The sequence below is a fragment of the Okeania sp. SIO3I5 genome (genome assembly GCF_010672085.1).
Classification (GTDB): Bacteria; Cyanobacteriota; Cyanobacteriia; order Cyanobacteriales; family Microcoleaceae; genus Trichodesmium.
This window is the reverse complement of sequence record NZ_JAAHHT010000001.1, coordinates 172431-180109: the sequence shown is the minus strand read 5'-3', so window position 1 is coordinate 180109 and position 7679 is coordinate 172431. Positions and strand designations below refer to the sequence as shown.

General features: G+C 42.9%; 3 protein-coding genes. All 3 read right to left on the bottom strand.

The annotated features are described in order from the left end of the window. Nucleotides 1-963: 963 nt before the first annotated feature. The 3 genes from F6K40_RS00595 to F6K40_RS00585 all read right to left on the bottom strand — a co-directional run bounded on the left by F6K40_RS00595 (nucleotide 964) and on the right by F6K40_RS00585 (nucleotide 7491). Nucleotides 964-1530: a hypothetical protein gene (locus tag F6K40_RS00595; RefSeq protein WP_293129876.1), complete on the bottom strand. Its 567-nt coding sequence runs from the start codon at nucleotides 1528-1530 to the stop codon at nucleotides 964-966. A 263-nt stretch (nucleotides 1531-1793) separates the two neighbouring features. Beyond that, the gene (locus F6K40_RS00590) at nucleotides 1794-3509 is read right to left on the bottom strand and encodes an Ig-like domain-containing protein (protein ID WP_293129873.1); all 1716 of its coding nucleotides are present in this window, start codon (nucleotides 3507-3509) and stop codon (nucleotides 1794-1796) included. A gap of 106 nt (nucleotides 3510-3615) precedes the next feature. After that, nucleotides 3616-7491 (bottom strand): Tc toxin subunit A-related protein, encoded by a 3876-nt coding sequence (locus tag F6K40_RS00585; protein ID WP_293129870.1) that lies wholly within the window; start codon nucleotides 7489-7491, stop codon nucleotides 3616-3618. Nucleotides 7492-7679: the final 188 nt, after the last annotated feature.

Genomic DNA, 7679 nt, shown 5'->3' with positions numbered 1-7679 from the left:
GAGCCAATTAGCAGTCTGGACAATTTGGTTAATATCATTTTGATTTCTAGTATACTACAAAGAGAACGGAGCCAATTAGCAGTCTGGACTTGGCTAAGGCGCTGTCGGCATTCTGAGAATCACCGCATCCTTCTGAGGAGCCAAAGAACAACCACTATTAGCGTTTGCATAATTCACGATTGAAACATAGCGATATTTTGTTAAGTCATATCCACCTCCTTTCCTTCGCTCTAGATCGTGTAGTTTAAAACTTATTACATCAGGACTTACGCATAACCACCATACCTAGTAGGGGCGAACGGCCGTTCGCCCCTACATAAGCGTGTATAATTCAATATTTTGCGTAAGTCCTGTACATGTTACCCATGTTAGCAACAAAAGTAACAATATCCCCCTGCCTGAGGACCTTTGAGCATTGGATCGTAAGCAAAAATAGGTAGATCACGCGAAATCTTGTGTTTGTATGCATACTCCGAGCAAGACATCTTACGATTTTTATTGTACTCGTTAATGAATTCCTTCCGACAAACCACATTCGTTGGAGGCTTTTTTGCAGCAATATTTTTCAAGCATTGTGGCGTAGCAACAGCAGCATAGGAGGGAGCTGTCGAGCTAAAAGTCATGACAAGCATCGCCACAGATACAAAGAGAACGGAGCCAATTAGCAGTCTGGACAATTTGGTTAATATCATTTTGATTTCTAGTATACTACAAAGAGAACGGAGCCAATTAGCAGTCTGGACTTGGCTAAGGCGCTGTCGGCATTCTGAGAATCACCGCATTCTTCTGAGGAGCCAAAGAACAACTACTCTTAGCGTTTGCATAATTCACGATTGAAACATAGCGATATTTTTTTAAGTCATATCCACCTCCTTTCCTTAGATAGAATCAAAGCTATATTCTGAAGTTTTTGGGAGCTTAATAATTTTTCATCTTGCTCCCATCCAGATAAGTCCGGTGTTGTCAGTTTGTCCCTGCCTCAGAGATGGGATCTCCCCAGCGATTCAAAGAGGGATTGCTCGGATCTGCAACTGGACAAGTTTCTGTCGGTAGGCGCGCCTTTCTGGCAGCCACGCAACCACAAGCGCTGCAAACTCGCAAATCGCTCTTTTGGCTCAAGGTGATTTTGTAAACGAGTTTGTCTGGAGGTTCGATTAGATACTCGCAGGCTTGGCAGATGTTAAACCGACTTTCAAAGGTGGCCTCATCTACCCGAGCAAAACCTGCTTTTCCCCATTTTAACAACGCTGCCGATGCTTTACCAATCAGCTCTAGGTTCGATTTTTGTTGATGTTTTACATCTTCTGCGAGCTGGTATTTCTCGTTACGGGGGTCCGCCAACAAAACTTTCAGCAAATCTGCGTGATACCGACAGGTAAAAAGATGCCCCGCAAAGCGATCGTCCTGTCTGGCTCGCCGCAATACTGCCTTAGAAATGGGTCGTTCTAATCCTAAATATTCTCCCAAGACAGAACACATTTCATCCCACGAGCTAACTTCTTCCTCTAAATAATGTAGTGCAGGTATCATTATTCCTCCTTCTGGTAACAAGTATTAAAAACGCGATGTGCAACTTTCTACGCCGAACAGGGGTTTCTGGGTCTTTGGCTGAAAATATGCTTCTCAAAACTGCCTAAATCTCCTTGCTTGGGAAGAAAAGTTGCACGCCGCCTATTAAAAGGTACTCCCATGTCCGAACCGTCAAGGTTTGGATCGAATGAAAGAATAAGGGGATCGGGTATGCCTAACTTGATAGCTAATATACCCAAAACCCTTTAGGAATCTCCAAAAACTCAATGCGGTCTGATAAGAGCTGCATTCTTCAGATTATCCAAAGCCCCACCGCTATTAGAGCGTAAATTTGTCACAGTCAGAACATAATTATGACCAGCTTGCAACCCAGTAACTGCTAGGATCACCTGCTTATTATCTGCTGTAGATACTTGCGCACCAGTGACTTTTACATTATCGGAAATTTCGTAATTTCCGACTATTGTAGCCGTACTTGCTTCTACAGGCTCGTCGAAGAATACAGTAACTTGGTTATGATTGACACTTCCTGTCGCCCTGAGAACTTCCAAATAATCTGGGGGAACCTTAGCACAATCGGGAATAGGGAGCAAACTGCGACCATTTTTATATGTTTCTAATCGGCATTGGATGGAAGGATTGTTAAGGATACCTTGAGGATCGCCCGCAGCATTCTCATTTGAAATATTTTGAAACAGATGACGTATTTGTTCTATTCCTGCTTCAACAATAGTCATATATAGATTTTCTTGCCCCCAAGTAGTTCGCATTTCTTCATTAATTCCATTATAGTCAGCTTCCCCGACGAATTTGGCACCCTCAAGGCGGGCTTGCATCACGGAAAGAATGAGCGAAAAGCCTTCTACATACATTCCCCCAACTCTGGCTAATCCCCCTGCAATCAGAATAAACTTCTGACCGTGCTGATTCCAGGCATAAGCATTCGGCTCGTCATTGTACCAGTCCAGGAAGCAAATTGTGTGGGGATGGAAAGCAGAATTAGTCTTAAAGAGCCTTAAAATCTCGAGCTTAGGTGAAAAATTAGTCAGGGAGTTAAAAACAGCATTGTCCCGGATGTCTTTGGCCTGCGCTGGAGTTAAAAAGCTAGCAGCATTGCGAGGAACATTTACTACAGCTTTACGCTTTGGCATAAAGCCCTTTGGCCACGCTTTTTCGTCACCCAAAAATTCATCCAAGGCTCGCGAACTAAATTGAGCCACATATTTTGGCTCTCCTACCTCATACACTTCCTCATCAGGCTTCCCAAATGAATAGATAGCATTGTCACTTAGCTTACGCCGTTCATAGTAAATTTGAGTGGCATAATCTCCCGTAACAATGCCGTTGGAATTTAGCAAGTGACCGTCGAGGTTTGTGCCATCGAACTCTCCCTCCATTTCAATGCTTTGAACGGCCGTTTCGTGTTCGCCAATGACAACAAAAAGCACTTCTGCTGGGTTTCCATCTTTCGTGGTTAATTTATCGCCAGGAATGATGTGTTGGACGGCTTTTAAAGTTTTGCTTGTATTCATCATAAAGAGATGGTCAGCAGTAACTATAATCTTCCGAGGTTCTGGTTCCTGTTCGTATCGGTATTTAACCAAGTAGAGATTAGGAATAATAGACCGGTTCATCGCACCGCTTCGAACTTTAACCTTAGTGGGTTCCCACTTAAGATCTGTTCCCGCAGCAAGAATAGTATCCCCATCATTGATATCCTGAATCAGAACAAATTTGCCTGGTGTCGCTTCAATAGGGGTATCATCCGCAAAGCACCAGCAGCAACAGTAGCAATACCTGTTCTCGTATGTGTCTAAGCCGAATATCGGGGTATCTAATGGAATGTTGTCATGATCGCAATGACTTTTCAGCGCATAACTAACTTTTTTACAATATTTATCGCTACACGGCTTATTTGAGGGTGGTTTGCGAGAGCGAATATTTTGCAAACATTTTGGTGTTCCCCAGGTGGTCGTCATAGTCAACTCCTTTTTTTTGTGAAAGTACTAAGAAAATTAAACGGAGCATTAAGGATTTGAAGTCCTAATGCTAATGGACAGGTCGCATGGTATTTATTATGTCATATTAATCACCCCCTTCATAAGATAAAATCAAAGCTATATTCTTAAGTTTTTGGGAGCTTAAGAATTTTCCATCTTTTAGAGATCCAGGAGTCTTGTGGAGATCGAAAGTAATCGAAGCACTACCCGTCAAAATATCTTTTACTTTCGGTAGTTTTCCCTGATTCTTAAAGACGTATGAAAAATCGTTTTTGTCGCTGAGAGTGATGTTAATAGCTTGAGAGGCACCAGGAACTTGAAAAGAAATATATGAACCTGAAACCTGAGAGTCTGTATCCAGCTTAAAGTAGAAGCCAACTAGCTTCGCCTTATCCCGATTCACATGAGGGGGGATGAAGTTTTCTAACTGGAACTGCAAAGCCTGTGCCTGTGTATCCTCAGATTTATGGTCATTCAAGAAGGCATACCATTCCTGAGAATACTGTTGACTGATATTGAGGAACTTAGATCCAGTCAAGGGTTTGAGGGCAGACAACTTACTGACATCATCGCGGAACTTATTTCCTCCATCGCTAGCAGTGTATTTGAGTTGAATAATGACATCAGAAATCGTCTCGAAATCGAAGCGATTCGTGGCGAGGGGCATAGTTAAACGCCAACTAGAAACGGCTCCAGTCCCTTCAAAGGGCAGAAATCGGCTGTCTTGAAAATCAAGCTGGAACAAGCCCGAGTCATTGACCCCCCTCGAAAGAGCAATCTGTTGATTAATCCACCAATTAGAACGCAAAACATCTGCTTCTGGCGCTTCCGCTTTCCCCCCAAGCAAGAAATTAACCGCGTCTACCCCACTGTGATCTGCTGATAGAACAATTTGGTTGCTGAGTTGAGTGAGAGTAGCATTAATATTTTGATAAGGCCCGACCACCGCAGGGATAGAGATGGAGATGGTCTTGATTTTTCGAGAGTAATGACCGGGGAAGTCATAATCAAAAAGTTTTTCCGACAACTCAAAAATACATTCACCCTTCGTTTTTAGGTCAAGCAAAGCTTTAGGATTTATCTGCATCAGGGAAATTGTCTTTTCGATTTCCAGCGATCGTTTTCCCTGGTCAATACTGGTCTTTTCCATCTGATTCAGGGCTAACATCAGACCATCAGCAGCTCCTAAACCCTTATAGAGGTCGTCCCAATAGCCAAAATTAATGAAAGATTGGTTAGTGTTGTATTCGTACTGAAAAGATCGTTGGGCAGATCGGGCTAAGTCAAAAGCTAAATTGTAGGTTTGGAAATAAACTGTTGAGAGCCGAGTAACCATCCATTGATACAGTTGCTGATTGGTAAACTTATCCTTGAAAAACGCCTCCATTTCTTCGTTCTGCTTGATAGTTTCCAGATGATTATTCAGCTCCTGCTCGGCAATCAAACGCCGGACTTCATTGGCCTTTAGTTGGGCATCAATCTGCTTGGTGTCAAAATCAGCCAGATTCGATTGTAAAGTCCACTCCTCCGCACGGCGGTCATAGCCTGCCATGATTTGGTGCTGCTGGGCTAAATAATTACTGACAGTTGCTAGGATGTCAAAAATACCCGACGCAGCATTCAGCGCATTGCCAATTTGATTCCCCCCATAAGTCATGGCGAAGGGAGACCCCACTTGAGGGACAGCATAACCAATTGATGCTGCTGTTTTAGTGACGCTGCCAGCCACATTGCTAATCGTTGCGGCTAACATACAATCTAAGCTCTTCTGTTCCCGATGGGAAATTCCATTTTTAACCAGATCGGAATAGTGGCTATATCGCTTCTTAGCACTATCTAAACTGGCTTGCAGGGAAACTTGAGAATCGACGATTTCTTGAATCTGCTGTTCTTTAATGGTTGTCACCAGTTTCAACATACTTTGCTCTTGGCTAATCCTCAACAGGTTTATGGCCTCAGCATCTTTTTTCTCAAGGGCATTCAGGAGAGCAGCCCCCAAATTTGCCAGCTGGGTGGTTAGCTCTTTTGCTTTCTGAAGCAAGTAACTAAAGCGATAATAAGGAATAGGGGCATCGAATAGACTAGCTAAGGATAATCCACCGCCACCCGCCGCTGCTGCTCGAATTAAAGCGCGAGGATCGATGGGAGGTGCAAACAAGGCAAGCTGGCGCACCACCCCTTCAATATTCATGCTGTGCCGAATTTTATAAAGCCGATCTTCCACCCGATCCCAATACTTGATGAAATCAGCATTCTCTGGAACGCAGAAATAACTGTCAATATCGTTAAAGGGAGGCTGCGTATATTCTATCGCTTGAACATCGGACTTGATTTCAGGTGTATTCTCCAAATCAATCAAGAACTGCGGTATCTCTAAATGGTGCTTCTGGTAATTATCCTTAATTTCACTGAAAGTCTTGGGTTGTGGTTGCGGCAACTTTCCGCGAGACTGGGGGCGCTCTCCCAGCAAGTCCGCTGCCAGAACATAAAGATTAGTCGCTTTGTTGATGGATTCCCTCGTATCTCGAGCAAATAAATCGTCAGCCCAGTCCAGTATATTATCAATGTACTTCATCACGATCGCTTTGGCATAGGCTACAGTCCGCAACTTAGCAATGATGTCTGGGTTAAAGGGATCGTAGTTGTAGGCTTTGATTTGCTTTTGGTTCTGAAGCATTTCTTTCAGGTTTTCTCGCTTCATAGTCCTGAAGGGAAGAAAACGCCAGAAGCGATCGCTAGATTGAGGGTTTTGACCAGGCTCGGGTTTTTGTGTGGGATTAAAGATGTACTGCAACCACAACCGCGCTTCATCAAATCGTTTATTGGCATTCAGTTGAGCCGCGATTAAGAACGGAGCATGGAAGAATATCTCCCAGAAATACAACCCAAACGCGCCCTCAAAATCCATTTGGTTAGTTGTGGGTGGTATGACCGCTGCCGGCGGACTGATACCGGGAGCGGGATAAAAACGCTTAAAGGGAAGTTCTGGAAGTCGTTGAGATTCAATAGTCAGCAAATTTTCAATGCCACCAGCAAATAACCGTTGATTTAGCATCGGAATTGTGTTGGTGGTCAGTCGTGTAAATTTGAACCTCAGTCGATCGAATTGTTCCGGGGTTGGGGTATGGGATCCTGTACTGATGACTAAGTTATTCAACATATTCGGCAACATTGGCCGCGGCTCTAGAAACAGCATATCTGTCAGCTTGTTAAGATTCTGCTCTTGGGACTGCACCAAAAAGGCTTCGTCGGAATTATTAAAAATCAACCAACCGGGCTGATTAGTAACATTAGTCAAGGATGATTGTTGCTCAGATATGTAATAGAGAATGTCTACAAAATTAGTGTTATTTTGTACTGAATTAGACGTACCAGGGTAATTGTTTCCCCAATAGTTATCCACTACAGCATTGTCACTCTTTACCACCTTCAATTTAGCCTCATCTCTGTTCAACTGAACTTTATAGGGTTGGGGATTATTTTGAGCAGTATGTTGATAATTTGCTATAAGCAGCCGCGTGTCTGCGTGAATTAGATTACTATCAAGTATGGTATTAGTACCTAGGGTGGCGATGCCAGGTATATCATACTGATCTGAAGTAGCATCAAATGCTACTCGTAAAGCATCATATAGCCGATCGTTAAAAGACTTCTTTTGCTCTATAAAGGTATCTTTGCCAGGATTACTTTCATTTGTCGCTTCCTCTGGTCTTTTTGCTATGCTATTGCCAGTTGTTTTGAGTTCTGAACCATAGAGGATAAGCAATCGTTCTGTGCCTGTTATACACGAAATTACTGTATAGTTTGCGTCTGTCTTTGATTTGCTCCAAGGTCGATCAGCAAATATTTCAGTATCACTAAGTATTTGAACAACTATACGAGTTTCACCTTCAATAACAATTTTATCACCATAGGCAAAATCGTTTTCAAATTTTGTATTCTTACCTGTTACATTGCCCAAACCATTTGTTATACTTGCTGTTCCAGTGCCGATGTAAGGTTGAAATTTCCCTTTTTTTTCTTGAGGAATAATTTTGTATTTTGCATTCGTGAGAGTCTGATTCCACGGTTCAGGTACTGCTAAATTATTGTCGTCTGCTATAGCTCCAACAGTACGAACTTCTCCACCACACCAAATCCGATCTCCAA